Origin of the sequence: Nonomuraea longicatena (assembly GCF_039525605.1) — a bacterium.
Classification (GTDB): Bacteria; Actinomycetota; Actinomycetes; order Streptosporangiales; family Streptosporangiaceae; genus Nonomuraea; species Nonomuraea longicatena.
Window position 1 is genome coordinate 144,859 of the sequence record NZ_BAAAHQ010000011.1, and the last position, 23,816, is coordinate 168,674.

General features: G+C 68.3%; 32 protein-coding genes and 1 pseudogene. 15 read left to right on the top strand and 18 right to left on the bottom strand.

What is annotated here, in order from left to right:
• Nucleotides 1–32 precede the first annotated feature (32 nt).
• Complete coding sequence (locus ABD120_RS13315) at nucleotides 33–728, top strand: LysR family substrate-binding domain-containing protein (RefSeq protein ID WP_343950142.1); 696 nt, start codon at nucleotides 33–35, stop codon at nucleotides 726–728.
• 9 nt (nucleotides 729–737) lie between these two features.
• On the opposite strand, the gene ABD120_RS13320 is transcribed toward ABD120_RS13315, so the two are convergent.
• Nucleotides 738–1,253: a DinB family protein gene (locus tag ABD120_RS13320; protein WP_343950143.1), complete on the bottom strand. Its 516-nt coding sequence runs from the start codon at nucleotides 1,251–1,253 to the stop codon at nucleotides 738–740.
• A gap of 295 nt (nucleotides 1,254–1,548) precedes the next feature.
• Here ABD120_RS13320 and tgmC point away from each other — a divergent pair, with 295 nt between their 5' ends.
• From tgmC to ABD120_RS13335, 3 genes and pseudogenes are all read left to right on the top strand, one after another.
• Nucleotides 1,549–2,703: an ATP-grasp peptide maturase system methyltransferase gene (gene tgmC, locus ABD120_RS13325; protein ID WP_343950144.1), complete on the top strand. Its 1,155-nt coding sequence runs from the start codon at nucleotides 1,549–1,551 to the stop codon at nucleotides 2,701–2,703.
• Nucleotides 2,704–2,964: 261 nt separating this feature from the next.
• The gene (locus ABD120_RS13330) at nucleotides 2,965–3,396 is read left to right on the top strand and encodes a hypothetical protein (RefSeq protein ID WP_343950145.1); all 432 of its coding nucleotides are present in this window, start codon (nucleotides 2,965–2,967) and stop codon (nucleotides 3,394–3,396) included.
• A gap of 295 nt (nucleotides 3,397–3,691) precedes the next feature.
• Nucleotides 3,692–3,826: pseudogene (locus ABD120_RS13335) on the top strand (GNAT family N-acetyltransferase); the annotation flags it as partial.
• A gap of 47 nt (nucleotides 3,827–3,873) precedes the next feature.
• On the opposite strand, the gene ABD120_RS13340 reads toward ABD120_RS13335, so the two are convergent.
• The 3 genes from ABD120_RS13340 to ABD120_RS13350 form a co-directional block, all read right to left on the bottom strand.
• Nucleotides 3,874–4,098 (bottom strand): DUF397 domain-containing protein, encoded by a 225-nt coding sequence (locus ABD120_RS13340; protein ID WP_343950146.1) that lies wholly within the window; start codon nucleotides 4,096–4,098, stop codon nucleotides 3,874–3,876.
• Between the two features lie 132 nt (nucleotides 4,099–4,230).
• A complete protein-coding gene (locus tag ABD120_RS13345; RefSeq protein WP_343950147.1) occupies nucleotides 4,231–4,449 on the bottom strand; it encodes a DUF397 domain-containing protein in 219 nt (72 codons plus the stop codon).
• Nucleotides 4,427–5,248 (bottom strand): helix-turn-helix domain-containing protein, encoded by an 822-nt coding sequence (locus ABD120_RS13350; RefSeq protein ID WP_343950148.1) that lies wholly within the window; start codon nucleotides 5,246–5,248, stop codon nucleotides 4,427–4,429. The genes ABD120_RS13345 and ABD120_RS13350 overlap by 23 nt, the downstream gene beginning before the upstream one ends.
• Nucleotides 5,249–5,442: 194 nt before the next feature.
• Here ABD120_RS13350 and ABD120_RS13355 point away from each other — a divergent pair, with 194 nt between their 5' ends.
• Nucleotides 5,443–5,892: an ATP-binding protein gene (locus tag ABD120_RS13355; RefSeq protein ID WP_343950149.1), complete on the top strand. Its 450-nt coding sequence runs from the start codon at nucleotides 5,443–5,445 to the stop codon at nucleotides 5,890–5,892.
• Nucleotides 5,880–6,344: a hypothetical protein gene (locus ABD120_RS13360; RefSeq protein ID WP_343950150.1), complete on the top strand. Its 465-nt coding sequence runs from the start codon at nucleotides 5,880–5,882 to the stop codon at nucleotides 6,342–6,344. The genes ABD120_RS13355 and ABD120_RS13360 overlap by 13 nt, the downstream gene beginning before the upstream one ends.
• A gap of 76 nt (nucleotides 6,345–6,420) precedes the next feature.
• Here ABD120_RS13360 and ABD120_RS13365 read toward each other — a convergent pair whose 3' ends face one another.
• On the bottom strand, nucleotides 6,421–7,173 hold the full coding sequence (locus ABD120_RS13365) for a siderophore-interacting protein (protein WP_343950151.1): 753 nt from the start codon (nucleotides 7,171–7,173) through the stop codon (nucleotides 6,421–6,423).
• 296 nt (nucleotides 7,174–7,469) lie between these two features.
• Between ABD120_RS13365 and ABD120_RS13370 the strand changes: the two genes are divergently transcribed.
• Entirely contained in the window at nucleotides 7,470–7,787 is a 318-nt protein-coding gene (locus ABD120_RS13370; protein WP_343950152.1) for a hypothetical protein, read from the top strand.
• A 68-nt stretch (nucleotides 7,788–7,855) separates the two neighbouring features.
• On the opposite strand, the gene ABD120_RS13375 is transcribed toward ABD120_RS13370, so the two are convergent.
• Both ABD120_RS13375 and ABD120_RS13380 read right to left on the bottom strand, forming a co-directional pair.
• Entirely contained in the window at nucleotides 7,856–8,500 is a 645-nt protein-coding gene (locus tag ABD120_RS13375; RefSeq protein WP_343950153.1) for a response regulator, read from the bottom strand.
• Complete coding sequence (locus ABD120_RS13380; protein WP_343950154.1) at nucleotides 8,497–9,624, bottom strand: sensor histidine kinase; 1,128 nt, start codon at nucleotides 9,622–9,624, stop codon at nucleotides 8,497–8,499. Before ABD120_RS13380 ends, ABD120_RS13375 begins: the two co-directional genes overlap by 4 nt.
• 112 nt (nucleotides 9,625–9,736) lie before the next feature.
• On the opposite strand from ABD120_RS13380, the gene lgt reads away from it, so the two are divergent.
• Nucleotides 9,737–10,555 carry a prolipoprotein diacylglyceryl transferase gene (gene lgt, locus ABD120_RS13385; protein WP_343950155.1) on the top strand — a complete coding sequence of 273 codons (819 nt, stop codon included), beginning with the start codon at nucleotides 9,737–9,739 and terminating at the stop codon, nucleotides 10,553–10,555.
• Between the two features lie 5 nt (nucleotides 10,556–10,560).
• Here the strand turns inward: lgt and ABD120_RS13390 are convergent, their stop codons facing one another.
• Nucleotides 10,561–11,088: a hypothetical protein gene (locus tag ABD120_RS13390; protein ID WP_343950156.1), complete on the bottom strand. Its 528-nt coding sequence runs from the start codon at nucleotides 11,086–11,088 to the stop codon at nucleotides 10,561–10,563.
• Between the two features lie 51 nt (nucleotides 11,089–11,139).
• On the opposite strand from ABD120_RS13390, the gene ABD120_RS13395 reads away from it, so the two are divergent.
• On the top strand, nucleotides 11,140–11,883 hold the full coding sequence (locus tag ABD120_RS13395) for a hypothetical protein (RefSeq protein ID WP_343950157.1): 744 nt from the start codon (nucleotides 11,140–11,142) through the stop codon (nucleotides 11,881–11,883).
• 3 nt (nucleotides 11,884–11,886) lie between these two features.
• Here ABD120_RS13395 and ABD120_RS13400 read toward each other — a convergent pair whose 3' ends face one another.
• Nucleotides 11,887–12,528, bottom strand: a complete 642-nt coding sequence (locus ABD120_RS13400) for a TetR/AcrR family transcriptional regulator (RefSeq protein WP_343950158.1) — start codon at nucleotides 12,526–12,528, stop codon at nucleotides 11,887–11,889.
• Nucleotides 12,529–12,567: 39 nt separating this feature from the next.
• Between ABD120_RS13400 and ABD120_RS13405 the strand changes: the two genes are divergently transcribed.
• The 3 genes from ABD120_RS13405 to ABD120_RS13415 are packed head-to-tail and all read left to right on the top strand — an operon-like array spanning nucleotide 12,568 to nucleotide 15,323.
• On the top strand, nucleotides 12,568–13,527 hold the full coding sequence (locus ABD120_RS13405; RefSeq protein ID WP_343950159.1) for a saccharopine dehydrogenase NADP-binding domain-containing protein: 960 nt from the start codon (nucleotides 12,568–12,570) through the stop codon (nucleotides 13,525–13,527).
• Nucleotides 13,524–14,627 carry a DUF418 domain-containing protein gene (locus ABD120_RS13410; RefSeq protein WP_343950160.1) on the top strand — a complete coding sequence of 368 codons (1,104 nt, stop codon included), beginning with the start codon at nucleotides 13,524–13,526 and terminating at the stop codon, nucleotides 14,625–14,627. Before ABD120_RS13405 ends, ABD120_RS13410 begins: the two co-directional genes overlap by 4 nt.
• A gap of 3 nt (nucleotides 14,628–14,630) precedes the next feature.
• Entirely contained in the window at nucleotides 14,631–15,323 is a 693-nt protein-coding gene (locus ABD120_RS13415) for a DsbA family protein (protein WP_343950161.1), read from the top strand.
• Between the two features lie 15 nt (nucleotides 15,324–15,338).
• Here ABD120_RS13415 and ABD120_RS13420 read toward each other — a convergent pair whose 3' ends face one another.
• Together ABD120_RS13420 and ABD120_RS13425 are read right to left on the bottom strand one after the other, a co-directional pair.
• Nucleotides 15,339–15,968, bottom strand: a complete 630-nt coding sequence (locus ABD120_RS13420; protein ID WP_343950162.1) for a response regulator — start codon at nucleotides 15,966–15,968, stop codon at nucleotides 15,339–15,341.
• A complete protein-coding gene (locus ABD120_RS13425; RefSeq protein ID WP_343950163.1) occupies nucleotides 15,965–17,017 on the bottom strand; it encodes a sensor histidine kinase in 1,053 nt (350 codons plus the stop codon). Before ABD120_RS13425 ends, ABD120_RS13420 begins: the two co-directional genes overlap by 4 nt.
• Before the next feature lie 93 nt (nucleotides 17,018–17,110).
• Here ABD120_RS13425 and ABD120_RS13430 point away from each other — a divergent pair, with 93 nt between their 5' ends.
• Together ABD120_RS13430 and ABD120_RS13435 are read left to right on the top strand one after the other, a co-directional pair.
• Nucleotides 17,111–18,127, top strand: coding sequence for a hypothetical protein (locus tag ABD120_RS13430; protein WP_343950164.1), 1,017 nt, complete (start codon nucleotides 17,111–17,113; stop codon nucleotides 18,125–18,127).
• A 68-nt stretch (nucleotides 18,128–18,195) separates the two neighbouring features.
• On the top strand, nucleotides 18,196–18,993 hold the full coding sequence (locus tag ABD120_RS13435) for a DUF6461 domain-containing protein (protein WP_343950165.1): 798 nt from the start codon (nucleotides 18,196–18,198) through the stop codon (nucleotides 18,991–18,993).
• A gap of 94 nt (nucleotides 18,994–19,087) precedes the next feature.
• On the opposite strand, the gene ABD120_RS13440 is transcribed toward ABD120_RS13435, so the two are convergent.
• The 5 genes from ABD120_RS13440 to ABD120_RS13460 form a co-directional block, all read right to left on the bottom strand.
• A complete protein-coding gene (locus tag ABD120_RS13440; protein ID WP_343950166.1) occupies nucleotides 19,088–19,486 on the bottom strand; it encodes a Cpe/LpqF family protein in 399 nt (132 codons plus the stop codon).
• Between the two features lie 155 nt (nucleotides 19,487–19,641).
• Nucleotides 19,642–20,214: a DUF6461 domain-containing protein gene (locus ABD120_RS13445; protein ID WP_343950167.1), complete on the bottom strand. Its 573-nt coding sequence runs from the start codon at nucleotides 20,212–20,214 to the stop codon at nucleotides 19,642–19,644.
• A 161-nt stretch (nucleotides 20,215–20,375) separates the two neighbouring features.
• Entirely contained in the window at nucleotides 20,376–21,302 is a 927-nt protein-coding gene (locus ABD120_RS13450) for a serine hydrolase (RefSeq protein WP_343950168.1), read from the bottom strand.
• 48 nt (nucleotides 21,303–21,350) lie between these two features.
• Nucleotides 21,351–21,668: a winged helix-turn-helix domain-containing protein gene (locus ABD120_RS13455; RefSeq protein WP_343950169.1), complete on the bottom strand. Its 318-nt coding sequence runs from the start codon at nucleotides 21,666–21,668 to the stop codon at nucleotides 21,351–21,353.
• The gene (locus ABD120_RS13460; RefSeq protein ID WP_343950170.1) at nucleotides 21,665–22,066 is read right to left on the bottom strand and encodes a hypothetical protein; all 402 of its coding nucleotides are present in this window, start codon (nucleotides 22,064–22,066) and stop codon (nucleotides 21,665–21,667) included. The genes ABD120_RS13455 and ABD120_RS13460 overlap by 4 nt, the downstream gene beginning before the upstream one ends.
• A gap of 178 nt (nucleotides 22,067–22,244) precedes the next feature.
• On the opposite strand from ABD120_RS13460, the gene ABD120_RS13465 reads away from it, so the two are divergent.
• Nucleotides 22,245–22,565, top strand: a complete 321-nt coding sequence (locus ABD120_RS13465; RefSeq protein ID WP_343950171.1) for a helix-turn-helix domain-containing protein — start codon at nucleotides 22,245–22,247, stop codon at nucleotides 22,563–22,565.
• Between the two features lie 236 nt (nucleotides 22,566–22,801).
• On the opposite strand, the gene ABD120_RS13470 is transcribed toward ABD120_RS13465, so the two are convergent.
• Together ABD120_RS13470 and ABD120_RS13475 are read right to left on the bottom strand one after the other, a co-directional pair.
• Nucleotides 22,802–23,098, bottom strand: coding sequence for a DUF3817 domain-containing protein (locus ABD120_RS13470; protein ID WP_343950172.1), 297 nt, complete (start codon nucleotides 23,096–23,098; stop codon nucleotides 22,802–22,804).
• Nucleotides 23,099–23,280: 182 nt separating this feature from the next.
• Complete coding sequence (locus tag ABD120_RS13475) at nucleotides 23,281–23,733, bottom strand: hypothetical protein (protein WP_343950173.1); 453 nt, start codon at nucleotides 23,731–23,733, stop codon at nucleotides 23,281–23,283.
• Between the last annotated feature and the right edge of the window lie 83 nt (nucleotides 23,734–23,816).

Below are 23,816 nucleotides of genomic sequence, written 5' to 3' on the forward strand. Positions count from 1 at the left end.
TCCGCGTTCTCCGACACCGGTACCGTGAGGAGGTGACTGACAGGGAATTCCGGCTGGCGTACGTGCCCGGGGTGACGCCCACCAAATGGGTCACCATCTGGGCCGAGCGGGTGCACGACGTACCACTCATCCTGGTCCCCGTCGCCGCCGACGAGGTGGTGAAGCTCCTGCGCGACGGCGGCGCCGACGCCGGGTTCGTACGGCTGCCCGTCGACCGCGAAGGGCTCAGCGTGATCCCTCTCTACGTCGAGACCACCGTGGTCGTGGTGCCGAAGGATCACGCGGTGGCCGCCGCCGACGAGGTGACCGTCGCCGACCTCGCCGACGAGGAGATGCTCCGTCCGATGGACGACACCCTGGAGTGGACGGCGCTGCCAGGACTGCCGGCTTTCACACGTCCGGACACGACGGCGCAGGCGATCGAACTGGTGGCGGCGGAGGCCGGGGCGCTGCTGGTCCCCGAGTCGCTGGCGCGCCTCCACCACCGCAGGGATTTGACCTATCGGCCGGTCGTGGAGGCGCCTCAGTCGCAGGTCGCGCTGGCCTGGCCCACGGAGGCGACGACCGAGCTGGTGGAGGACTTCATCGGCATCGTCCGTGGGCGTACGGCGAACAGCTCCCGGGGCCGTACCCCCGCGCCTGCCCCGGCGAAGGCCCGGAAACAGCCGAGGAAACCGCCCCCGGACACGGCGAGCCGTCGGGGCAGGAAGGGCCGCCGTCCCCGTTGAACGGGAGGGTCAGTTGTAGCCCTTGCCGCCGTCGAGCAGTTCTCTGATGGTGTCCAGGTGGCCGGCGTGCCGGGCGGTCTCCTCGACCATGTGGATCAGCATCCAGCGCAGGCTCGCCGAGGCCGAGCGGAAGTCGGGGTGCTTGCCCACGTCGTCCAGCGAGTGGGCGGCGACGATCTCGTTCGAGATCCGGCACTGCCGCTCGTAGTCGTCGAGGAGCCGCGCCAGGGGGACGCCCTCGACCCGCATGTCGGCGTCCTCGACGCTCTCGTCGAACTGCGGGTTGCTCTCTTTGGGGCGGCCCAGGAAGAGGACCTCGAACCAGCAGTGCTCGGTCCAGCGCATGTGCGACAGCAGACCGGCCACGGTCATGAGCGGCGAGGTGGGCAGCACCGACCGGTAGGCGTCCTGCTCGGACAACCCTTCACATTTCCATTGGACGATCGCACGCTGCGTGTCGAGCCAGCCGACGAGCTGGGTACGTTCATCGGCGACGAAGGGCGGTCGTTCCCTGGAAATACTCACGAGCGGCGATGCTAGTGCAGCCGATCCCGACATCGCCCACCATTTTCCGCCGTGCCGATAGCCCCAGGCATGCCGACATTTGTCGCCATACGTCGCGGTCGCGCAACGGCTGGACAGCTATCTGCTCGTCTACATGTTCCTGCGCGGACAGAGGCCCGAGCGGTACGTTGGCGCCAGCTCCGGATTCTGGGAAGTGTGTAGGTGACACCTCAGGAATCGATCGCGCCATAGTCCTGCGTCGCGGCCAGCACCGAGATCTAGCATGCGCGATCGCAGATCACCTGGAGGGCCTCGCATGAGGGCTGCGGATGGGGCTTCCCTGCGCCGAGAGTTGGTCGGTCGGATTGCGGGCAGCGGAGATCTCACGCAGGAGGCTTGGCGGAGGGCTGTGGAGGACGTTCCCCGGGAGCTGTTCCTGGGTGAAGCGGTCTTCCGGTTGGCTGACGACGTCCGAGGCGATGTATGGCAGCCCGTACGGCGAGGCTCGATGACCCCGGCGGAGTGGTCGCAACTGGCCAACGCGAACGAGACCGGGGTTACCCAGGTGGACGGGATCACCGCTGCCGAGGCATCAGAACCGCTGGCCGGGGAGCCGACTTCGTCGTCCACACTGCCCGGCCTGGTGGTGCGGATGCTCGAAGTGGCCGGGATCGGCGAGGGGGACAAGGTCCTTGAGGTCGGTACGGGCACCGGCTACTCGACCGCGCTCATGTGCCACCGTCTCGGCGACGGCCTTGTGACCTCTGTGGAGTACGACCCGAAGGCCGCCGTCCAGGCGGAGGCGGCGCTCTTCGTCGCCGGATTCTCCCCGACCCTGGTCACAGGGGACGGCCTGCACGGTTACGAGGCGAACGCCGAGTACGACCGGCTGATCGCGACCTGTTCGGTGCGATACATCCCCATCTCCTGGATGTGGCAGGTGCGGGACGGTGGCACAATCACCGCCCCGCTCACCGGGTGGATGACGGGCACTGCCCTGGCACACATCACGCTCGGCGATGACGGCACTGCCTCCGGCCGGTTCACCGAGGACAACATCTCCTTCATGTACGCCCGCCCGCACGGTCGCCCGCCCCGGGCGCACTACCGCATCGGCATGGGAGAGCGGAGGAGGAACCGCATCGACCCCGCCCTGCTGGGTGACCGGACCGCGCTCTGGGTCGCCCAGCTCGCCGTGCCGTCGGCCGAGAAGCTCGGCGTCGGCGACGAGGTCATCCTTCTCGACGTGGCCACCGGGTCGCAGGCGACCACCGAGCCCGTGCCGGGTGGGGGATGGCAGGTGCGGCAACATGGCCCGCTCCGGCTGTGGGACGCGGTCGAGGAGGCCGTCCTGACCTGGACGGAGGCGGGGCGACCGCATCGGTCCGGCTTCGGCGTCACCGTCACTCCGGACGGTCAGCGGGTATGGCTGGGCGCCCCCGACGGCCCGTCGTGGAATCTTCCCGCGTAGGCCGCTCACCGAGGTATCTGGACAGGTGGCCCGCCGTCGGGGGGCGGGGCTTCATGGGAGAGCCGTCCCCTCGGCCGGCCCGGTGCGCGGTGGCCGTGGGGCGGTGGACACCAGCGCGGTCAGTACGCCAAGGGCGGCGAGCCGGCTTCGATGCGGAGCGCTGAGGGCGGCGGTCATGTATGCGGGGCGGATCCGGGGATCTCCGGCGAGGGGACGCTTCCCATGTTTCGGTCGGGACCTAAATCACTGTATGCTCCCCCGATGAAGAAAACGATCATGAAGGGGTTGTCCGCTTGCGCCCTCGCCTCGGCCACCGCCCTCGCCGGCACGATCACGCTGGCGGCGCCCGCTACCGCAGCCACCGCCGCCGAGCTTTTCGAGGTGTGCTACAGCAACTCCGACTGCGAGGGAGGTTTCACGCGGGGAGCGATCTCCTGGAACGGCAGCTACGAGCCCACCATTCGAGGGGTTGTGACCAGCCCGACCGGCTACGCCTTCTCGACTACCGTGATCTTCGAGGGCTACATGGCGCGCGGCAGGGTGTCGCGTGAAACCCGGACCGTCAAGGGAGGGTCCAGATCCTTCAAGTTCAACATGCCCAACGCGTGGCAGGAGCGGATCAAGATCATCGTATGCCGGAACCTTTCGACCGGAAGGAAGTGCGGGTCGCCGGAGAACTACTCCATCAGATGATGACCGCCCACGCGTGTCTGTTCCGACAGCACTGGACGCCGCGTCTCCGCACCAAGATCCGGGATCGGGCTGGGGCACTCAATCAGGAGTCGTAGACATCGGGCGCCGACAGTGCAGCCGATGGACTGAAGCCGCGCCACCCGAGCGACTCGATCCGATATCTGCCAGCTGGGTATCCAGACCGAGAAGAGAAGCGACGTCATCACAGCGCCAGGTTGATCCGCTGCTCGCCACAGGCCCTTGACGTTGGCGCATATCCTACCAGGGCGCGCCCCTCGGCCATGCGGCCTTCGCCCTGTCGGCCGGGCAGGGTTACCTGACCGACGGGCTCACAGTCACCCTGCGGTACGCCTTCACCGACCTGCGGCTCCATCGGCTGGAGGCCGACATTCAGCCGGAGAACAAGGCGTCCCTGACCCTGGCCCGGCGCCTGGGTTTCCGCGCTGGCTGGCAGGGTGAGTGGCCCGCCGCCAGGGGTCAGAAGTCGAATTCGCCGTTCTTGGCGCCGTCGATGAAGGCGTCCCAGACGGAGGGGGAGACGACGAAGGGTGGTTGGTGGGGGGCTTCGGTGTCGCGGATGGCGACGCGCCCGCCGGAGAGCGGTGCTACTTCAAGGCAGTCGCCGCCGTTGTCGCCGGACTTGGTTGCTTTGCGCCATGCGGCGTTGGCGAGTTCGGTTGCCAGGTCGTTCGCTGTGCTCATTGCTGCTCACCGTCTCTTTGAGTCGCGGCCTGGAGCTGCTGGAAACGAGCGTTGCGTGAGGCGGTTCGCCCCTTTGGGGTGGCTCGGCGCTGTGTGGGGCGGGCCGCCTGGTGGGCGGCCCGCCGTCGGGGGTTAGAAGTCGAATTCGCCGTTCTTGGCGCCGTCAATGAAGGCGTCCCAGACGGAGGCCGACACGATGAACGGGGTCAGGTGGAGGGCTTCGGTGTCGCGGATGGCGACGCGACCGCCCGATAGCGGCGCTACCTCGACGCAGTTGCCGCCATTAGGGCCGGACTTGGTGGCCTTGCGCCACGCGGCATTGGTGAGTTCAGTTGATGGAGTCTCGGTCATAGCTGCTCACCATCTCTCGAATCAGGTCCTCAGAGACGTGTTGGGGGTGAGCCCACGCACGAATCGTGTCGTAGTTGATGTTAATGGCACTTAGCTCGTCTGGGCGATCGGATACGTAGCCTGCGACCGAGGTCTCGATGTATGCAGCTTGGGGCGCGATGATGAATCCTCCCTGAAGCCCGGCGGTCACCCCCAGGCTGGTGGGGACGATCTGAATCGTCACGCGGTGGTGCGATGTCATTGTCAGGAGATGTTCTAGTTGCTCGCGCATAACCTGTCCGCCACCGATAGGTCGCTTGAGCACCCATTCGTCCAGGATCGCGGAGAACATCGGTGGGTTGGGCCTGTGGAAGATTGCTTGCCGCTGGAGTCGGGCTTCTATGCTTTGTTCCAGATCTTCCGCTGAGATTCCCGGCTTGCCCTGGAGAACGGCGCGTGCGTAACGCTCTGTCTGAAGGAGTCCGGGAATCACGAGAGGTTCCCATGAGCGGAGGCTTTCGGCGGCCTCTTCGATCTTGGCCCAGGGGCGGAACCAGCCTGGGGAGGTCTCCTTCGTGATGAGAGGGAGGATTTCGAGTAGTTCGCCCGAAAGTCCTAGGGCGCCTTCGCAGCGCATCGTAAAATCGCGCGTCGGGCGGCGGGCGGCGCGCTCTACCGCGCCGACGAGGCTTGCGCTGAACGCGATGGCGCGTGCCAGTTCGTTGATGCTGAAGTGGCGCTCCATGCGGCATCGCCGCAGCTCGAAGCCGAACATTTCGAGCGGAGTTCCTGAGGGGATCGCTGTCTCGGGTGCGGTCATTTTCTAGCTCCGTGCTCTCGCGACTACAGATTCACACAGATCACACACACAACCGAACACACGCCTGTGTGCACAATGTGTAACTGATCCGTAACTAAAAGTATCGGAAAGTCGCCAAGCTTGGGAATGGCCAAAAGGGAAGTTCGATAAACCGTGCGACTCAGGACCTAGCTCGCGCAATGGAGGTGCTATCCGTGGACGAGTGGCAGCGGCTGGCGGCGGTGACCCTGCCCGGCGTGGAGAGATCGGTTCCCGTGGCGCGGAGATGCGCGGCGGCGGCGCTCTCGGCGTACCCGGAGACCACGTGTGATGTCACCCTGCTGCTGCTCTCCGAGCTGGTGACCAACGCGGTTCAGCACAGTTCGTCCGGTGGCCCGAACGGGGAGTTCACGTTCGAGCTGCACGAGGTCGGCGACCGGCTGAACGTCGCCGTCCGCGACCAGGGCACCTCGACGTCGGTCCCCGTCATGCGCCGCAGCGGCGAGAACGACGACAACGGCCGGGGCCTGGTCACGGTGGCGGCGCTCGCCGCGTCGTGGGGAGTGCGCTGGTCGGAGGCCGGATGCGTGGTCTGGTTCGAGATCGTGCCCGAGGACCGCGCCTCGGCGCGTGCGACGGCGGACGCCCGGCCATGCCTGATGTGACCGGCCTGTGCGAGGGCGACCGCGTCCGCGTCGAAGGCGTGGAAGACAGCCCTCTGGAGGCCAGAACGTACGGCGACCTGCTGGTGGGCCGCTCAGGCGTGGTGCAGTCGGTACGCGGCGACTCCTGGGCCCTGGTCCGCCTGGACCAGGTCATCGAGGTCCACGGACACTCCCGGCGCCGCTGGCTGTTCGCGCAGGCCGACCTGGTGCTGCTCGACGTCCTGAAACCGGAGCCGGTGCCCGTCGTCCACAGCGGCGTCGCGCTGCACGACGGCGTCAGAGTCGTTCACGCGCTCAAGCACTGGCCGCGTACCGACCAGGAGTGGGCCCGCACGCTCTGCGGGGTCGGCGCCCGCCCCCTTTGGGTCGCCGACTGGCCGCTGCCGTTCTCCGCCGCGCTCAAAGACGCCTGCCCCGCCTGCCGCAAGACCCTGCGCAGACCCACGTCGTAGCCGGTGCCGGGCCCAGCACAGGTAGTCGGTGCAGACAGTCAGTGCGGGTAGTTCGTGCGGGTAGTTCGTGCCGGGCTCAGTGCAGGCCGCGCTTGCCCGGTGTCCAGAACGGCTTGACCTTGATCGAGGTGCGCGGCCAGTCGCGGTCGCGGACGAGGTGGTCGCGCACCATCTGACAGGTTCTGGCCTCTCCGGCCACGTAGGCGGCTCCGGCGTCGTCCGGCAGGTGGAGGTCGGCCACGGCCGCGAGCAGGACCTTCGAGGAGGTGGCTGACGCGCCATGGCGGTGGACCCGGTGCAGCGGCGGATCTCCCGGCATGGCCAGGTCGTGTTCCGGGCCGTCGCTCTCCAGGACCCCGTACACCTCTGCGGAGGGGTTCAGCGCGGCGATCATCGGGCCGAACGCGGCGGCGGCGGTCTCGTCCCCAACGAACAGGTGATAGTCCGCCTCCCGGGTGAAGAAGTCGCCCTGCGCCCACCAGAAGGTCACCCGATCCCCCGGCCGGGCCGCGCGCGCCCAGGTCAGGCCGATGCCGTCCCCCTCGTAGAGGTGGATGCGCAGCTCGATCCCGCGTCGGGCGGGATCGAGCTCCCAGATCGTGTAGGTGCGCAGAGTGTCGCCCGGGCGCAGGATCCCGGACACCGACAGCGGATCCTTCAACTGGATCCGGATGTGCTGGCCCGGGGTGTAGGGGAAGGCGACGGGCTGGTCGGTCTGGAGCCGGATGCGCCGCATCGAGGGCGTGACCTGCTCTGCCGTAGTGATGGTCGCGTCCATGGCGTACTTGCCGAATACGGCGGTCAGGGGATTGCGGCGGGAGGGTGGCATGTCAGAAGTCCCCCCGTGAACTCGGCGCGACGGCCGCGAGCGGTGTCCACCTGCGAAGCTCCATCGCCACCTCCTTATAAGCTCTAGATTTTCTAGATGCACTAAGTAAACATAGACCTTCTAGAATGTCAATGGCGCTGGGGCGCGAACTCGGCCAGGTGTCCGGTTTGCGGGGTTTCGCTAAGCTGGCGGACCTGGGTCGCCGTGCTGTCGGAAGACCGTGCTGTCGGAAAGCAGGGCGGAGGCCGTTCTGGTACGCGGGAAGCGCCCGCACGGAGTCGGGGGGCTGGGTGACGGTGAGCGCGGAAGAGGATTTCCGGCAGGTCGGCGACGAGCTGGCCGACCTGGGGGTGCAGGTCTCCCGGATGATGGGGCGCCCCGCGCTCAAGGACCAGGCGGGGAAGGTGTTCGCAAGCCTCCAGCGTGACGGCGCGATGGTGTTCCGGCTGGTCAGGGATACCCCTGAGCACGCGGACGCGCTCAACCTGCCCGGAGCGTCCCTGTTCGACCCCTCGGGGAAGGGCCGAGAGGTGAAGGACTGGGTGGTCGTGCCCCACTCCTCCGCCGACACCTGGACGGACCTGGCCGAGGCCGCCCTCAGCCGTCCACGCTGATCGACGCTCCCATGAAGCCGCGAGAGACCCCCGTCGCCTGATCCGGTGATCGACGCCGATCGCGGCCTTCAGCCGCCGAGGCGGATGATCCCTCGCGTGGCCGCCACGGTCACGGCGGCGGTGCGGTCGTCGACGTCGAGCTTGGCGAAGATGTGCAACAGGTGGGTCTTGACCGTCGCCTCGCTGATGCTCAGGTGGGTGCCGATGGCCTTGTTGCTCATCCCCCGGGCGACCGCTCCCAGGACCTCGATCTCCCGGCCGCTGAGAGTGCCCGGCGCGTCGGCCCGCGCCCACGACAACACCCGGGTCGCGATCGCCGGCGACAGGGCGCTCTCCCCTCGGGCCGCCGCCCGGACGGCGTCGAACAGCTGCTCACGACGGGTGTCCTTGAGCAGGTAACCGATCGCTCCGGCGTCGATGGCACGGGAGATGTCGCTGTCCGTGTCATAGGTGGTCAGGACGATCACCCTGGCGTCGGGGTCGTGCTCGTGGATCCGGCTGATCGCGGTCGCGCCGTCGAGTTCGGGCATCTGCAGGTCCATCAACGTGACGTCCGGCCGCAGGGCCCGTGCCAGCCGTACCGCATCCAGGCCGGAAATCGCCTCGCCGACCACCTCCAGGTCGTCCTGGGTGCCGAGCATCGCCCGGATGCCGTCGCGGACCACCGGGTGGTCATCGGCGATCAGGACCCGGATCGGGCCTCGCCCGGTCATCGCGTCGCCATCGGGAGACTGGCCACGACCGTGGTGCCCTCCCCGGGCGCGCTTTCCACGAGGAGCGTGCCGCCGAGCTGCTCCATCCGCTCAAGCATGATCAGCAGGCCGTGTCCGGCGAAGGCACGATCGGGATCGAAGCCTTCGCCGTCGTCGTGGACGTCCAGCACGACCACATCCTCCATGAACGACAGGGTCAGGGTGACCTGCGCGGCCCGGGCGTGGCGGCGGGCGTTGGCGACCGCCTCCTGCGCCACCCGCAGCAGCTCTCCCTGGATGTGCACGTCCAGGGGCCGCAGCGCTCCGGTGATCAGAGCGTTCGCATGGATGCCGGTTTCGTCCGACAGCCGTCGCGACAGTCTCCGCAGTGCCTCCGGCAGGCCGTCGTCGTCGAGTTCGCCGGGCCGCAGCGCCAGCACGACGCGGCGGCTTTCCGTGAGGTTCTCCCTGGCCGCTCGCAACGCGTGGGTCAGGTGCCGGTCGTCCGGCAACCGCTCCTGCGCGGCCTCCAGCAGCATCACCACGCTGGCCAGCCCCTGGGTCAGGCTGTCGTGGATGTCACGAGCCAGCCGCTGCCGCTCGGCGGCCACGCCCGCCTGCCGCTCGGCCACGGCCCGCGCCTCCTGGGCGGCCTGCAACTGGTCGATCAGCTCCTTCCGCTCGTCGCTCTGCCGGGCCACCGATGAGAAGTACCCGACCGAGGTGGCCGCGCTGATCGCGATCAGCGCGGTGGTGGCGATCTCGGCCCAGGTGACCGACCCGCTTTCGTGGTGCCTGTGCCACAGCCAGCCCCCGGCACACGACAGCACCGCGACCAGCCCGATGCGCACGGCGTCCATGCAGTACGGGACGAGCACGCTCAGGCACACCGCCAGGAAGGAGGAGTCGATCGCGAACAGCCCCAGCCAGAGCAGCCCGCCGCCGACCACGTACGGCCGGGGCACCTCACCCACGGGAGGCGTGCGCAGGACGAACCACACCGCATACCAGGCGGCCAGCCCGGCCACGAGCGCCACCGGCAGGACCCGGCCCACCTCCATCACCGGGCCGGCCGAGGTCAGAACCAGCCACGAGAGGAAGAAGGCATGCTGCCACAGGCGCCGGGACCGCTCCCAGGACTCCACGGCACCGACGATAATCAGCCGCTGGTAGGTCCGGCATCAACCGGTCGACTGATCCGGCGATCAGTGTCCCGCTCGATGTGCGCGCGGTCGCGCCGGAGCGAGACTCGACGGCATGACAGCCATCCCCAGTCCGTCCCAAGCCGTCTGGCACCTCGGCCCGCTGCCTGTCCGCGCCTACGCCCTGCTCATGCTGCTGGCCGTCGTCGTCGGCATCTGGCTCACCCGGCGCCGCTGGACGGCACGCGGCGGCGAGGGTGGCGTGGTGGAGGACATCGCCGTCTGGGCGGTGCCGTTCGGCCTGGCCGGTGCGCGGATCTACCACGTGGCCACTGACTGGCAGCTGTACTTCGGGCCGGGCAAGGACACTCTGCGCGTCTTCGCGGTATGGGAGGGCGGGATCAGCATCTGGGGCGCCGTCGCCGGTGGCGCGCTGGGCGCCTGGCTGGCCTGCCGCCGACGCGGCCTGCCGCTACGCGACTTCGCCGACGTCGTCGCGCCCGGGATCGCCCTCGGGCAGGCGATCGCCCGCTGGGGCAACTGGTTCAACCAGGAGTTGTACGGCAGCCCGACCGCCCTGCCCTGGGCGCTGGAGATCGACCCCGCCCACCGGCCGCCGGGCATGGAATCCACACCCACCTACCACCCGGCCTTCCTCTACGAGTCGTTGTGGAACCTGGGGGTGGCCGGGCTCGTCCTGTGGGCCGAGCGGCGCTTCCGGCTGAACCGCGGCCGGGCGTTCGCGCTGTACGCCGCCGCCTACGCCGCCGGCCGCGCCTGGATCGAGTCGCTGCGCATGGACCCCGCCCCTCTCGTGCTGGGGCTGCGGTTCAACGCCTGGGTCGCGCTGCTGGTCTTCGGCGCGGCGGTCGCCTACCTGACCCTCACCCGCCGACCGCCCCCCGGCCGGCTTGACCGGACCTTCGGCGGCTGACCCGGTCAGTCCGCGCGCCGGTACAGCCGGTGTCGCACGAAATCCGGGTGGGCATCGCCGACATCGATGCTGTTCTCATCAAGAGCGTTGGCGATGTGGAAACGGTCCGCACCGAAGACGAACTCCACGGCAAGAGTGCCGTCCGCCAAGTCATGACGTGATGATGACCGCCACTCAAGCAGGACGACCTCGTCGAGTTCCTGGCCGAGGAACGATTCGAGCCGCTCGTCGGTGTCGGACCACTCTGGTGTCAGCTCGGCATTCTCCCAGCCACTGATCGCAGCCGTCGTGTCGACGGTGTTCCAGCCGATCGACAGCTCATCGAGTTTCCAATGGCAGATCTCCACCCGGACGCCGTCGAAGTCCAAGACGACGGGACAGTCGGCGAACCAGTCCTCGTCCTCGACAAAGCGCACGAGTGCGAACCCCGTCAGACGTCGGCCGCCAAGCGCGGCCAAGCGGGGCCCGTGTTCCTCGCGGATGGCCTCAAGCCCAACGAGAAAGATTGGCTCGAAGCCGGAGATTCCGATCACAATGGGTGATTATCCAGGTTCATCACGGAATGCCTGAGCCGGAACAAATGGATGGCCGCGCGGCAAGATCGTCTTTACCGTTGCCGCATGGCCGGACAAGGGATGTGGCCGGGTGACCGGCGGGTGCGGATCGCGGTTCAGCGGGTGCGGCTGGACGGCCGTGAGTACCGTGTCGTCAGGCCCGCCCGCCCGTTGAAGAACGCGTCCCTACGCTACATAGACGACTGGTTCGACTTCACCGTGGACCGGGTGGAAGGGCGCCAGATGGGCGCGTTCTGGCTGTTGGCGGCACGGTCGCGACATTCGATCGTCTATCTCCCGACCCGCACCGCGCCGTGCCCGCCGGGCCTGGAGGACGACGGCGTGCCGGTGGACCTCGTGCTGAGCCACCACTCGCTCCAGCTACGCCCGGCACGGTGGAAAGCGATCCGACAGCGGATCGACCACGGGAACGCCTCTCGCGAACTCCGGACGGCGCGGTTGCCCGCTGACGACGTCCTCACCGAGGAGGACATCGACTTCGACGTCCTGTACCACGCGGAGAACAGGGATCGGCTCGGGAAGCGCGTACACGGGGAGACGCTGTTCATGACGGGCAGTTCCACCGTGTTCAGGGAGCAGGCGCGGCACTTCTTCGAAGTGGCGAAGACCGGCCCCGCAGTGGCCGCCCGCAGCTACGCGACCTACCCTGTCGCGTGCCGTTACCACTACTGCGTGGGCTTCGACTATTCGGTTCGTGAACCGGATGGCCAGCAGATAGTGCATGTCGAGTACCTGCCGAGCTGGACGCGGTGACCGTCAAGCCGTGGCGGGCAGGGTGGTGAGGAGGCTGATCAGTGAGGTCTCCGCCCATTCCCGCCATTTCTCGTGGGGCCAGTTCCGGGTGCCGACCAGCAGGTTGTAGTTCTCGGGAGACAGGATCACCAGGGCGATGTCGGCGGCCGTTTCCGGGGTGAGGCCGTCGCGCAGCGGCGTTTTCCGTACCAGCGCGTCGATGAAGACCCGCTGGACCGTCAGGCGCTGACGGAGGTTCGTCGCCCACAGTTCTCCCAGGTCGGGGTCGGTGGGGGCGGCGCTGCGCACCACATCGAGGAGCGGCGCGGCCCGCAGGAAGATGGCCCCGGCCCCCGCGACCTGGCGCCGCAGTTGCTCGCGCGGGTCGGCGTGACCGAGGGCGGCGGTGACCCAGGGGCGTTCCAGTGTGGGGGTGGGCTCGGCGTCCCCGGCTATGGCGTGGTCGAGCGCGGTGGCGAGCACCGCCTTCTTGGTGCCGAAGGCGTAATAGACGGTCTGCTCGCTGACCCCGGCCTCGGCGGCGATGGCGCCGATGCTGGTCGGCGTGTATCCGGCGGTGGTGAACAGCGCGACGGCCGCGTCGAGGATGCGCGCCCTGGTGGCCTGGGCTCTGGCGGTACGTCCGTCGGGCTTCCCTGATGACACGACTTGACTATAGCACCACTACAAAAACATTCTTAGAGTGTGACTATAAAAACTCTGATCCTCGGTGGGTACGGCGCCGTCGGCCGCGAGGCCGCCGCCGCGCTCACCGGCTGGGACGTGGACGTCGTCGTGGCCGGGCGCAACCCCAGGCCCGTCCCCGGCGCCAAGGCGCTGCGCGTGGACGCCGCCGACCCCGCCGACCTGGCCGCCGCCCTGGACGGCATCGACGTCGTGCTCATGTGCGCGGAGATCGACAATGTCCGCGTCGCCCGCGCCTGCGTGGAGCGCGGCATCCACTACGTGGACGTGACCGCCTCCCGCCACCTCATCCACGGCCTCGCCCGCCTGGACGGCCTGGCCGGGAAACACGACGCGACGGTCGCGCTCAGCGTCGGCCTGGTCCCCGGCGTCAGCAACCTGCTCGCCCGCATCTGCGCCGACCGCTCTCAGGACCCCGACCTGAGCATCGGCGCGCTGCTCGGCGCGGGCGACAGCCACGGACCGGCCGCGCTCACCTGGACCCTGGACGGCCTCGGCCGCCTCGCCGGTTCCTGGACGATGACCTTCCCGCCCCCGTTCGGCGACCGCGTCGTGCACCGCTTCCCGTTCTCCGACCAGTTCACGCTGCCCGACACCCTCTACCTGCGCACCGCCCGCACCGGACTGTGCCTGGACTCCCGCCTCACCACCCGCCTCCTCGCGGCAGCCGGACACCCGGTCGTGGCCCCGCTGCTGCGCCACCGCAGGGTCCGCGACCTGCTGGGCAAGACCCACATCGGCTCCGACGCCTTCGCCGTGGTCGCCGCCGCAGGTCAGGTCAGGGTGGGCGTCACCGGGCGGCGGCAGAGCCGGGCCACCGGTCGTACCGCCGCGCTGCTCATCCGCCGCCTGCCCGAGCTGCCGCGCGGCGCCCACCACATCGAGCAGTTGGTCGAACCTGTCGAGTTCCTCACCGAGCTGTCCGGCGCGGGCTTCGACCTGCACCTCGACCCCTGGTGAGCCGGATCCTGGCGCCCGACCTCGCACGAGGCGCCATGCTGCTGCTGATCGCCGTCGCCAACACCCCCTGGTACCTGTGGGGGAGGGAGCTGCGGGTCAGCACCATCCACCCGCCCGGCGGCTCGGCGCTCGACCGGGCGGTGCAGGTCGTCGCGCTGGTCGGGGTGGACTTCCGCGTCTACCCGATGTTCGCCTTCCTCTTCGGGTACGGCATGGCCCGCATGTCCGGCGATCCGAACCGCCGCAACGTGTGGCTGCTGGTGTTCGGCTTCCTGCACGCCGCGCTGCTCTGGCAGGGGGACATCCTCGGCGCGTACGGGCTGGCGGGGCTGCTGCTGGCCAAGCTGTTCTTCGGCCGCGACGACCGGACGCTGCTGCGCTGGGCGGCGGTGGGCGCCGGGGTGCTCGCGGTGGCGACGCTGCTGGCCGTGGGGGCTGCGGGGGCGCTCCCGACGGATCTGCCCGGATATTTCGGCATCGGTACGGCGGCAAGCGGCCAGCCCGACCCGGCTGTCGCCGTACTGGACCGCCTGTTGTTCTGGTCGGTGATCGTCACCGTCGGCCAGGGGCTGCTCGCGCTCGCCCTGCCCGTCGCCATCGTCCTCGGGTTCTGGGCCGCGCGGCAGCGCGTCCTCGAAGAGCCCGGACGGCACCTGCCGCTGCTGCGCCGCGTCGCGGTCATCGGCATCGCGATCGGCTGGCTGGGCGGGCTGCCGCACGCGGCGGCCGTCATGGGCTGGCTGCCCGGCCCCATGACCGTCTACGAGGTCACCCAACTGACCACCGGACTGCCCGCAGGACTCGGCTACGCGGCGGTGTTCGGGCTGATCGGGCACCGGATCTCCAGGCCGGGGCCGGTCGTCACGGCCGTCGCCGCCGTGGGCAGGCGCTCGCTGTCGGCCTACCTCGCGCAGTCGCTGCTGTGCGCGCCGGTCCTCGCCGCGTGGGGGCTCGGGCTCGGCGCCCGCATGCACAGCGCGTCCATGGCCGCGTACGCCGTGGGGGTGTGGCTCGTCACGGTCGCCGGAGCCGTGCTGCTGGACCGCAGAGGACTGCCCGGACCTGCGGAAATCGTGTTGCGTCGACTACGAAAGAGATGACGGATGTCAGTGAACCGGCGTGAAATGGTCGCGGCGATGCAGGCCGACGACCGCAGGAAGGCCGCCCGTCGGCGGAACCTGCTGCTCTCTTTGACGGTGTTCGCCGTCTTCGCGGTGGTGCTGGGCGGGGTGCTGGTCGTCAGAGGCGGTGGCGGCGGCGACGAGGGGGGCACCCAGGTGGTGCGCGCCGACAGCCACCGCCTGCAGACCGCGGCGGACGGCAAAGTGACGCTGGTGGAGTTCCTCGACTTCGAGTGCGGCGGCTGCAAGGCGTTCTACCCGGTCGTGGAGAAACTGCGGAAGAAGTACGACGGGAAGATCACCTTTGTGGTGCGTTACTTCCCGCTGGCCAACCACTTCAACTCCAGCCGGGCCGCCCGCGCCGTGGAGGCCGCCTCCCAGCAGGGCCGTTTCGAGGCGATGTACAAGCGCATGTTCGAGCGGCAGGAGGAGTGGGGGCGCAAGCAGGTGCCCATGGACGATCTGTTCCGGACGTACGCGAAGGACCTCGGCCTCGACCTCGCCGCCTGGGACCGCGCCTACGAGGACCCCGCCACACTCAAGCGCGTCGAGAAGGACGCCGAGGAGGGGCAGGCGCTCCAGGTCGACGGCACCCCGACCTTCTTCCTCAACGGGAAGAAGATCCGGCCGGAGTCCGAGGAGGCGTTCGAGGCGGCCATCGACGCCCTCCTGTGATCACGGCTTGTGTGATCAGGGCCTGGCCCGGCCGGTGGACCACGCCCACGCGGCGGTGGCCACCCGGTTCCGCGTCCCGGTCTTCTCCTGGATGGCCGCGACGTGGTTCTTCACCGTGCCGGGCGACAGGAACAGCTCGGCGGCGATCTCGGCGTTCGTCAGGCCCTGCGCGACCAGCGCCACCACCTGCTCCTCCCGCTCGGTGAGGACGACCGGCGACGGCTCGTCCCGCAGGTCGCGCTCACGCAGCAGCCGTACGGTGAGCTGGGGGCTGATCAGCATGTCGCCGTTCACGGCGGCCCTGACCGCCTCCACGAGCAGGGCCGGGCCGGAACGCTTCAGGATGAATCCGGCGGCGCCGTGGCGCAGCGCCGCGTGGACGTACTCCTCCAGCCCGAACGTCGTGACGACCACGACGTGGATGCCGCTCCCGGCCAGCTCCCTGGTCACCTCGATGCCGTCGGCGCTCGGCATGCGGATGTCGGTGAGCACCACGTCCGGCCTGATCGCCCGCGCGGTGTCGATCGCGGTACGGCCGTCGGCGGCCTCGGCCACGACCGTCAGGTCGGGCTGGGCGTCGAGGATCAGCCGGAAGGCGCTGCGGATGCCCTCCTGGTCGTCGGCGAGGAGGATGCGGATGCTCACGCCGGTGATTGTGCCAGCGGCAGCCGTGCCGTCAGCGACCACCCGTCGGGTACGGCCGCCGCCATCAGCTCGCCGCCGTGCTCCGCGACCAGCGCACTCAGCCCGGGCAGCCCGGAACCACCGATGCGGGAACCTCGCTCTGCCATCGGTGTTTTCGGCCCGGAGGCGCGTTCCGAGACGTCCGGGTGACGGGCCGCGACTGACCCGCGCCGACTCTTCTGGGACCTGGTCACCCCGTCGTTGACCAGGGTGACCTCCAGGGTGCCCGCTGAGATCGTGACGTCCAGTTCCACGCTCCTGGCCCGGGGGGCGTGGCGCCGTACGTTGGTGAGACCCTCGATCACGATCCGGTACGCCAGCGCGGCCGTATCCGGCCCCACCACTATTTCCGGATTTATCCGTAGATTTACCTGCGCTGGGCCTGCGGCGGAGAACCGTTCGGCCGCCTCCGCGATGCCGCCCAGATCGCCCACCGGGGTCATCGGACGGTCGTGGTGCAGCATGTCCAGCGTCCGATCCAGCATCGACAGGGCCCGCTGACCGGCCGCCTCGACCCGTTCGAGCGCCCGCGCCGGGTCACCCGCGACCTGACCCGCCTGCGCATGGGCCACCATCTCGCCGAGGTCGTGGGCGACGAAGTCGTGCAGATCCCTGGCCAGACGCAGGCGCAGTGCCGTCTGCGTGTCGGCGATCGCGCGCTCCTGCCGTACCTCAAGGGAGCGAAGGTAGCCGCCCACGGCGGTGGCCAGCATCGCGCCCAGACCCCAGAACGCGGCGGCGCCGAGCCCCGCCAGGGGCGATTCCGGGGTGAACACGCGCAGCAGCCAGGTCGCCGACGCCAGCCCGGCGACCGGGGCGGCGACGGCGGCCTGCCGCAGCGGCGAGTACCGGACGACCAGCCCGGCCGCCGCCATCAGCGTGACACTCTCGGCCATCCCGAGCACGTCGGCGCCCGGCCACGGCCGCAACACCCCGGCGACGTGCGCGATCGTCACCGCCAGGGACACGGTCCCGGCGATCAGGGTCGGTACGAACAGGCGCGTTCTCATCACACCTCAGCATGCCGAACGGCACGTTCGCCCGCCAAACGGGTGCCGGACGGCATCTCGTTCCACCCCAGGTCAGAACGGGACGCTGGACCCATGAGAGCTTCTTACGCCGCAGCACTGTGGGCGTTGATCTACGGACTCCTCGGTACGGCCTGGGCATTGGGCGCACCCGGCTACCCCTGGGGAGCGAGCGACCCCGACCCCGACGGGGCGCTGTCGATCCTGGGCGCGACGACCCCCGGTTTCGGCTGGTGGATCACAGCCGTTTCGGCCCTAGTCCTGGCGACGGCACTGCTACTGGCTCGCGGAGGCACCGACCGTGCGCCGTCGCCGTCGGCTCGTGGGGACGCCGGCCGGGTGCCGTCGCTGTCGGCGCTGTCGGCGCGCAGGGGCGTGGGCCGGGTGCCGTTGCTGCTGGCCTGGCCGCTGGTGGCGCTCCTGGTGCTGGTGGTTCCGGACTCGCGGCTGATGATGGGTGTCGCCTACACGCCACTGGTGCTCGTGGCCCCCGCCTTCGGATGGGACCTCGGCGTCACCGTCGCCGACGCCTGGCCGTGGCCGGTGCTCAACCAACTCGTCTGCGTGGTGGGCGGACTCCTGCTGGCCACCGCCGCCATCGGACGCGGCCGGGGAGACTGGTTCACACCGGAGCGGGGCCGCGTGGCGGTGTGGGTGGCGTTCTTCGTGCCGCTCTTCTACTGCCTCACCCGGTGGGCGTGGGCGCTCGGCATCCCGTTCGGGGTGAGCGAGGAGTTCCTCGCGGACGGCGAGCAGGGGCTGTGGCTGGCGGGAGCGTACCTGGCGACCTTCGGCGCCCTGGGCGGCATCCTCACCCTCGGACTGACGCAGCGGTGGGGCGAGGTCTTCCCCCGCTGGATCCCGGGCCTGCGGGGACGGCGCGTGCCGCCGCTGCTGGCGGTGATCCCGGCCGGCTTCGTCTCGATCATCATCACGGTGGCCGGAATCACGTACATCCGATTGACCGTCGTCGGCAAGTTCGAGATGACGGAGTGGGGCGCGTGGCTCCCGGAACTGTTCTGGCCGATCTGGGGCGCCGCCCTGGCCACCGCGACAGTGGCCTACTACCGCCGCCGCCGGGCGACGGTTTGACGACCGAGGACGCTCTTCGTCTGACGGAACACCCGATATGGACACCTGAGCATCGGTAGCTTCTGATTATGTCCGATGCCGACTTCACCCCCCTCCGCGTCACCCACCGGATCCCCAAGCTCGGCCGCACTCAAATCCAGGACTGGGCGAGAGCGAACGGCTACCTGGTCAGTGTCAGTAACCGTGGCCGATTGGCGCCGGAAATCACCGAGGCATTCTTCGCCGCCCATCCCGAGATCCTTGAGCAGGCGAGCACGTACGAGTTGGTCCGCGCCACCGCGAGAACTCCCGGCGCGTCGCCAGAGGATTACGGGTGGGAAGAAGGCAGCAGACTCGGCGAGATCTACACCATCGCCTTCGTCCGCGGACTCGACGAACATGAGGTGCTTCGCCGGCTCGGAGCCGCCGATGAGGACATCCGACTCATCACGGACGAGGACCACACCCAGCCGGAAGGGCCGCAGATCATCACCGTCCGGCGAATCGGGGACTGGACGATCGCCGTCGAGGACTACGGCTTCCGAGCACCGCAAAGGGAGACTCTCTGCTCTCTGTCCCGCGACGGCGGAGAGGCCGTGGCGGTGATGCGACACGACTACGCCGCCGGGCACCGCCTCACCTACGCCGTCGAGGGGGAACACCTCACCGAGATCGACCCGACTTTCCCCGAACGACGTTACGGCGCGGATCCCGACCGGCTCAATCGACACCTTCGTGAACTCGGCATCGACCCGACCGCCGGTGACCACATCGAGAACGCCGTCCCAGCGGCCCTGGCAATCGCCAGTCGCATCACCAAGGTCATGATCACCCCAGAGCACCTACGCCGCCCTGTCCTCGGCGCCGCCATACCCGTGGCCTACTGAGCCCTGGCCCTCGGACCGGCACGCGGCCGACCCGCAGCGGCGCCGGACCGCGTGCCTTCGCTCCTGGCCGCCGCCGCCATCGGTCGCGGTGGGCTCAAACCGGAATGGGCTCGAAGAGCAAGTAGTCGATCTTTCCGTCAGTCCCTACGGAGATCTTCGTGTCGTATTTCTGTCCCGAGGGAATGGACGTCAGCCCGGTCAGCTCTGTCGGTTTGGTGCTGCTCAGCTTGTCCACCGTCAGTTTTGCCAAGCTCTGGGCGAGCTCATTGACCTTCTGCGGAGGAACTTCCTTGAGGAAGTCCTGACTTATGTGATCCTTCAGCTCGCTCTCGGCGATCGGAGTGCGATTGACGGCCTCCAGATACCACTGCAGCTTTTTACCGACGGGGCTGTCGGGGATCGCAACCCCCTTGCTGCCGTCCCCGCTCGTGCACCCCGCCAGAAGAACGGCGAGCAGGGCGATTAGGCCGGCCAGTGCCCGGGATGGTCGCACCCTTTACTCCTTATGATCGGATATTTAGGGGCGAATGCTACCAAACAATCTTGTCCGGAGTATGTGTATATAGCCAAAGCAACCTTGTCTGTGCTTTTGCCCGAAAAGCCCGAATCGCCTGGACTGGGAGGGATCGTCCGGCGGCCTGGCCGACGTCAAGGCTTGTTCGATGCTGGGACGACACCCCACCTGAATGCAGAACCCTTCAGCAGCGGCTCGGTGGGCCTGATCCCGGTCAGGTGCTCGACGAGCAGGAAAGCCGGGCCTCTGTAGAGTCGGGGACACGCTGGGTAGAGCCTGTCGATCTCCGCCATCGTGTCTGTGAGACTCTCAGGTATCTCCGACAGGAATCCGTCATCGCCGCCCCAGGCGAATCTGATCTCGCCGTCCTCGCACCAGTAGAAGTAGTCCGTGTCCTCGACGCCGAGTGCGGCTTGGGAGACGAGACGGGTGCCCTTGGAGAGTTCAGTGATCAGGTCTTCGCGGGTGCCGAGCCAGTCGGGGTCGAAAATGAACGTCCAATCATTGATGGCGGCGACGCCGAGAGGCTCCCCGGGGCCCGGGTAGTGATCCGGGTCGTCGGGGAAGGGGCCCGGAGTGAAGTCCTCCCATCGACCGCCGAGGCGAGCTATCGCCTGGTCGGGCGCGGTACGCACGTAGATGAAGCTGTAGCACTCCTCGGCGTATTCACCGCAGAGCCAAGAGATGTCGAGGGGTGGTAAAGACACGTCACCATGCTGCCATTCAGCACCGACAAGAACAGGCGCGTGCGGCCGGAAGGTGCCTGAGCGTGCCCGTGTCCGATCCCCCGTGAGTTTGTGAATTCTGAAGGACCGTTGGGCCCGAACCGAAGGGTGAAGACGGATGGACGGCGCTTCGGGGCTTGGGTTCACTTCAACGCTGTGCGGACTTTCGCGAAGAAGGCGGAATCCGTCGCCATTCGTACGAGGAACTGCTGGTGGGCATAGCTGCGCATCCCGGAGTCCCAGGTCGCCTCAGGTAGTCGCCGCAGTGCCAGGACGGTCTCGCGCGGCTTCTGACCTGGCCGGACGATGTACATGGCCTCGCTGATGACGCCGGGCAGCGAACCGCCCTTGGTGCCCATGAGAAGCGTCTTGGGATCGGCGCCGGGCTGGCGCATCGGCCATTCCAGATGCCGGCTCGCCGTCTTGTCCGTCCTGAGCCCGGCGAGCACTCTGCGCAGAACGCCAGGTTCGACGCGGCTCACGGTTTCGCTCCAGGCCGCCTGCTGGGCAAAGCCGGGGAGCGTGAGCCGTACCGGTTTGGCGGCCTTGACGTAGTTCTTCAGGCAGACGTCGGCGGAGAGCGTGCAGCCACCGAAGGCACGAAGCATCTCGCCGTTTATGGTGCTGACGCGAGTCTGCGCGATCTTGCGCAGCGCGCCGGAGCCGAGGCGGTCGCGCAGCAGGTCGGTGGCGGCGTTGTCACTCTCCTCGATCATGGCGGAGACGATCTGGTCGAGCGTGACGCTCTTACCGGGCTTGAGCCGTTTCAGCGCCGCTTCGTGGGCGCCGCCGTCGGTGTCGGGCAGGTGGTAGGAGTTCCACAGGGCCACCGAGACGCTCTCGTCCGGCTTGACCTTTCCCCGGCGGACGGCGTCGGTGTACGCGGCGAGATGGATGATCTTGATGGCCGACGCCACGGGGGCGAGGCGGTCGGCATGGTGGCTGATGCCCTGCGTCACCAGCGTGACGTCGTCGGGATGAGCGCGGATGTAGGCGAGTACGGCCTCGGCGTCCCTGAGGTCGGCGGGAGCGGCGGTCGTCGGGGCCGCCAGCAGAGGGGCCAGGAGCATGGCGAAGACAATTTGCATATGTACCGTCGAACCTTTCGAGATGATCGGTCACTTGTCGTGCTCAGTCCGAGGGGTGGCCTCGGTGATCTGCCGGAGTACGGACGTGTAGTTCTGGAAGGCGTCGCGCCCTTCGTCGGTCAGCGCCAGCCAGGTTCGAGGGCGTTTGCCGACGAAGCCTTTCGTCACTCGTACGTAGCCCGCCTTCTCCAGCGTCTGGATGTGCTTGGACAGCAGCGAGTCGCTGACCTCGATCGTGTCTCTCAGGAAGCCGAACTCAGCCGTTTCCGCCGCCGCGAGCATGGCCATGATGGACAACCGCACCGGGGCGTGGATGATCTCGTCGAGCGCGTGCCGGGGATGGCTCACCGGTCATCCGTGGTGCGGAAGATGCGCACTGCACCATACAGCAGGGGGGCGCTCGCGATCAGCGCGACCAGGACACCGGCCACCACCCACCCCGGGCCGGCCGGCTCCTGCGGGTGCAGGAACATGTTGTAGAGCGCCCCGATCACGCTCGTCCCGACGAACGCCGCAGTGACGGAGAACGTGAGCCGGTAGTGCCGCCGGTCGTAGACGCGCTGGCGGGAGATGTAGAGGAACCCGGCCACGACAAGGGCGCCGATCGCCAGAGTGGCGTAATTCTCGACCGTTGCGGGGCCGAGCAGGGTGACCAGCCAGTAGCCGGCGACTCCGAGCCACATCCCCAGGTAGAAGCGCGCGCCCCGTCGGCTGGATTTCCGCACTGCGCCCTGCGCGCGGTCCACTTCCCGAAGAGCGGCCTCCGCTGACCAGCCGTCATGTTTCCTTCAGCTCATATAGTTGACTCTCCAGAGAGTATTCAACTGCCGTTCAAGAGTCCAGAATGAACGGATCACGCCAGATAGGGAAGGCGACGGTGAGGGAGGCCGAGCAGTGGTATGAGGCGTATCTGAAGGAGTCGTCATGAGCACCGAATTTCACTCCTACACCCGTGAGGAGTTCCTCGCCGAGTTCGTTCACCCCGACGACCGTCAGGCGGTGGCCGAGGCGCGTGAGCGCCGTGTGGCCCAGGTGCGCGGGGAGTTCTTGGCCGACATGCGTAAGAAGACGGGGCTGACCCAAGCCGAGGTGGCCCAGACCATGGGAGTCTCCCAGCAGCGCGTCTCGGCCATCGAGAACGGTTCCATCGCCGAACTGGCCACCCTCGGTCTGTACATCAGCGCCTTGGGCGGAGAACTGAAGGTCATCGCCGACTTCGGAGACACCTGGCAGCGTGTCGCCTGAACGAACAGTGTCACGGGTTGTCGCTGGACCGGGCTGAAATCTGAAGTTACCCACCGAGAGTCTCCACGTCGCGGGCGATGGCCTCACCTGCGGACACTTCGCCGAGTTTCGACGTGGGGAGATCCGGCGGGTGGGTGCGGCAGATGCTCACCGATGTGATGTGACGTCGCCGACGTCGTGACCAGCTGAGTATCCCGCGCCCGAACGTGAAGCGCGGATGCCCGTGTAACGGCTGCTCAGGCGGGTTGGGTGAGGGTGGTGCGTTTGGCCATGCGGCGTTCGAACCACAGGGATGTGAACGGGGGCACCGCGCATACCAGGCCGAGCACCACGGCGCCTCGGCTCCAGCCGCCCTCGCGGGCGGAGAGGACCACACCGGCGCAGTAGAGCACGAACAGGGCGCCGTGGATCGGGCCGAAGATCTTGACGCCGAGTTCGCCGCTCTCGGTCACGTATTTGAAGAACATCCCGATCAGCAGCCCTGCCCATGAGCAGGCTTCGGCCACTGCCACGAGTCGAAACCAGCGCAGCACGCTATACACCCTTTCTCCACATTCGCGCACACTCTACAGGCTGTAGAGGAAGGGGCGCCCCTCTGGGCATACGGCCGAATCGAGCTGACAGCCCGACGGTGAGGGCACAGCGGGCTGAGGGGCGCGACGGGAGGGGCGTTCAGGGGGCATGGCCTGAGGGGGCGCCGCCGAACCGGCCGACGTCAGCTCGGCCAGGGGCCGCTGCGGGCGAGGACGATGTACTTCTGTCGGCTGTAGTCCCACGAGACGTAGGCGATGTAGTACTTCGGCCGGTCCGAGGTCTTCCAGTTCGTCTCGTACGCCTCGCCGTTCTTGGCCCACTGGTAGGTCAGGTAGTTGTTCTCGGCGTCGCTGCCGTCCTGCGGGCTGTGGTCGTACAGGGCCACGTAGTCGTGGTAGCCGACGGAGTCGGGCCTGGTCCACCGGAGGCGGATCCAGTTGTCGTGGAAGCCCCACTTGTACTTCTCCAAGGAGACGCCGACGGACGCCGCGGCCGGGGCCTGCTCGCCGGACGGGGCGGCGTTCCTGAGCTGTTCCGCCGCCGACTGCGGGTCGGGGGCGGTGGCGTTCGCGGGTACGCCGACGGTCAGCAAAGTGGCGGCGAGGGCGCCCACCACGAGGGTCGTCTTCTTCATGCGGGCATGCAAACACCCGCCGATTGCCGTGCCGTTGACAACGCGTAGACGGCTTACCTCAAGGTAACCACGCACTTTGAAGT

Coding starts and splice junctions, on each gene's coding strand:
- tgmC (WP_343950144.1), top strand. CDS start 1,549: ATGAGGGCTGCGGATGGGGCTTCCCTGCGCCGAGAGTTGGTCGGTCGG.
- ABD120_RS13330 (WP_343950145.1), top strand. CDS start 2,965: ATGAAGAAAACGATCATGAAGGGGTTGTCCGCTTGCGCCCTCGCCTCG.
- ABD120_RS13340 (WP_343950146.1), bottom strand. CDS start 4,098: ATGAGCACAGCGAACGACCTGGCAACCGAACTCGCCAACGCCGCATGG.
- ABD120_RS13345 (WP_343950147.1), bottom strand. CDS start 4,449: ATGACCGAGACTCCATCAACTGAACTCACCAATGCCGCGTGGCGCAAG.
- ABD120_RS13350 (WP_343950148.1), bottom strand. CDS start 5,248: ATGACCGCACCCGAGACAGCGATCCCCTCAGGAACTCCGCTCGAAATG.
- ABD120_RS13360 (WP_343950150.1), top strand. CDS start 5,880: ATGCCTGATGTGACCGGCCTGTGCGAGGGCGACCGCGTCCGCGTCGAA.
- ABD120_RS13365 (WP_343950151.1), bottom strand. CDS start 7,173: ATGCCACCCTCCCGCCGCAATCCCCTGACCGCCGTATTCGGCAAGTAC.
- ABD120_RS13375 (WP_343950153.1), bottom strand. CDS start 8,500: ATGACCGGGCGAGGCCCGATCCGGGTCCTGATCGCCGATGACCACCCG.
- lgt (WP_343950155.1), top strand. CDS start 9,737: ATGACAGCCATCCCCAGTCCGTCCCAAGCCGTCTGGCACCTCGGCCCG.
- ABD120_RS13395 (WP_343950157.1), top strand. CDS start 11,140: ATGGCCGCGCGGCAAGATCGTCTTTACCGTTGCCGCATGGCCGGACAA.
- ABD120_RS13415 (WP_343950161.1), top strand. CDS start 14,631: ATGTCAGTGAACCGGCGTGAAATGGTCGCGGCGATGCAGGCCGACGAC.
- ABD120_RS13425 (WP_343950163.1), bottom strand. CDS start 17,017: ATGAGAACGCGCCTGTTCGTACCGACCCTGATCGCCGGGACCGTGTCC.
- ABD120_RS13430 (WP_343950164.1), top strand. CDS start 17,111: ATGAGAGCTTCTTACGCCGCAGCACTGTGGGCGTTGATCTACGGACTC.
- ABD120_RS13435 (WP_343950165.1), top strand. CDS start 18,196: ATGTCCGATGCCGACTTCACCCCCCTCCGCGTCACCCACCGGATCCCC.
- ABD120_RS13450 (WP_343950168.1), bottom strand. CDS start 21,302: ATGCTCCTGGCCCCTCTGCTGGCGGCCCCGACGACCGCCGCTCCCGCC.
- ABD120_RS13465 (WP_343950171.1), top strand. CDS start 22,245: ATGAGCACCGAATTTCACTCCTACACCCGTGAGGAGTTCCTCGCCGAG.
- ABD120_RS13475 (WP_343950173.1), bottom strand. CDS start 23,733: ATGAAGAAGACGACCCTCGTGGTGGGCGCCCTCGCCGCCACTTTGCTG.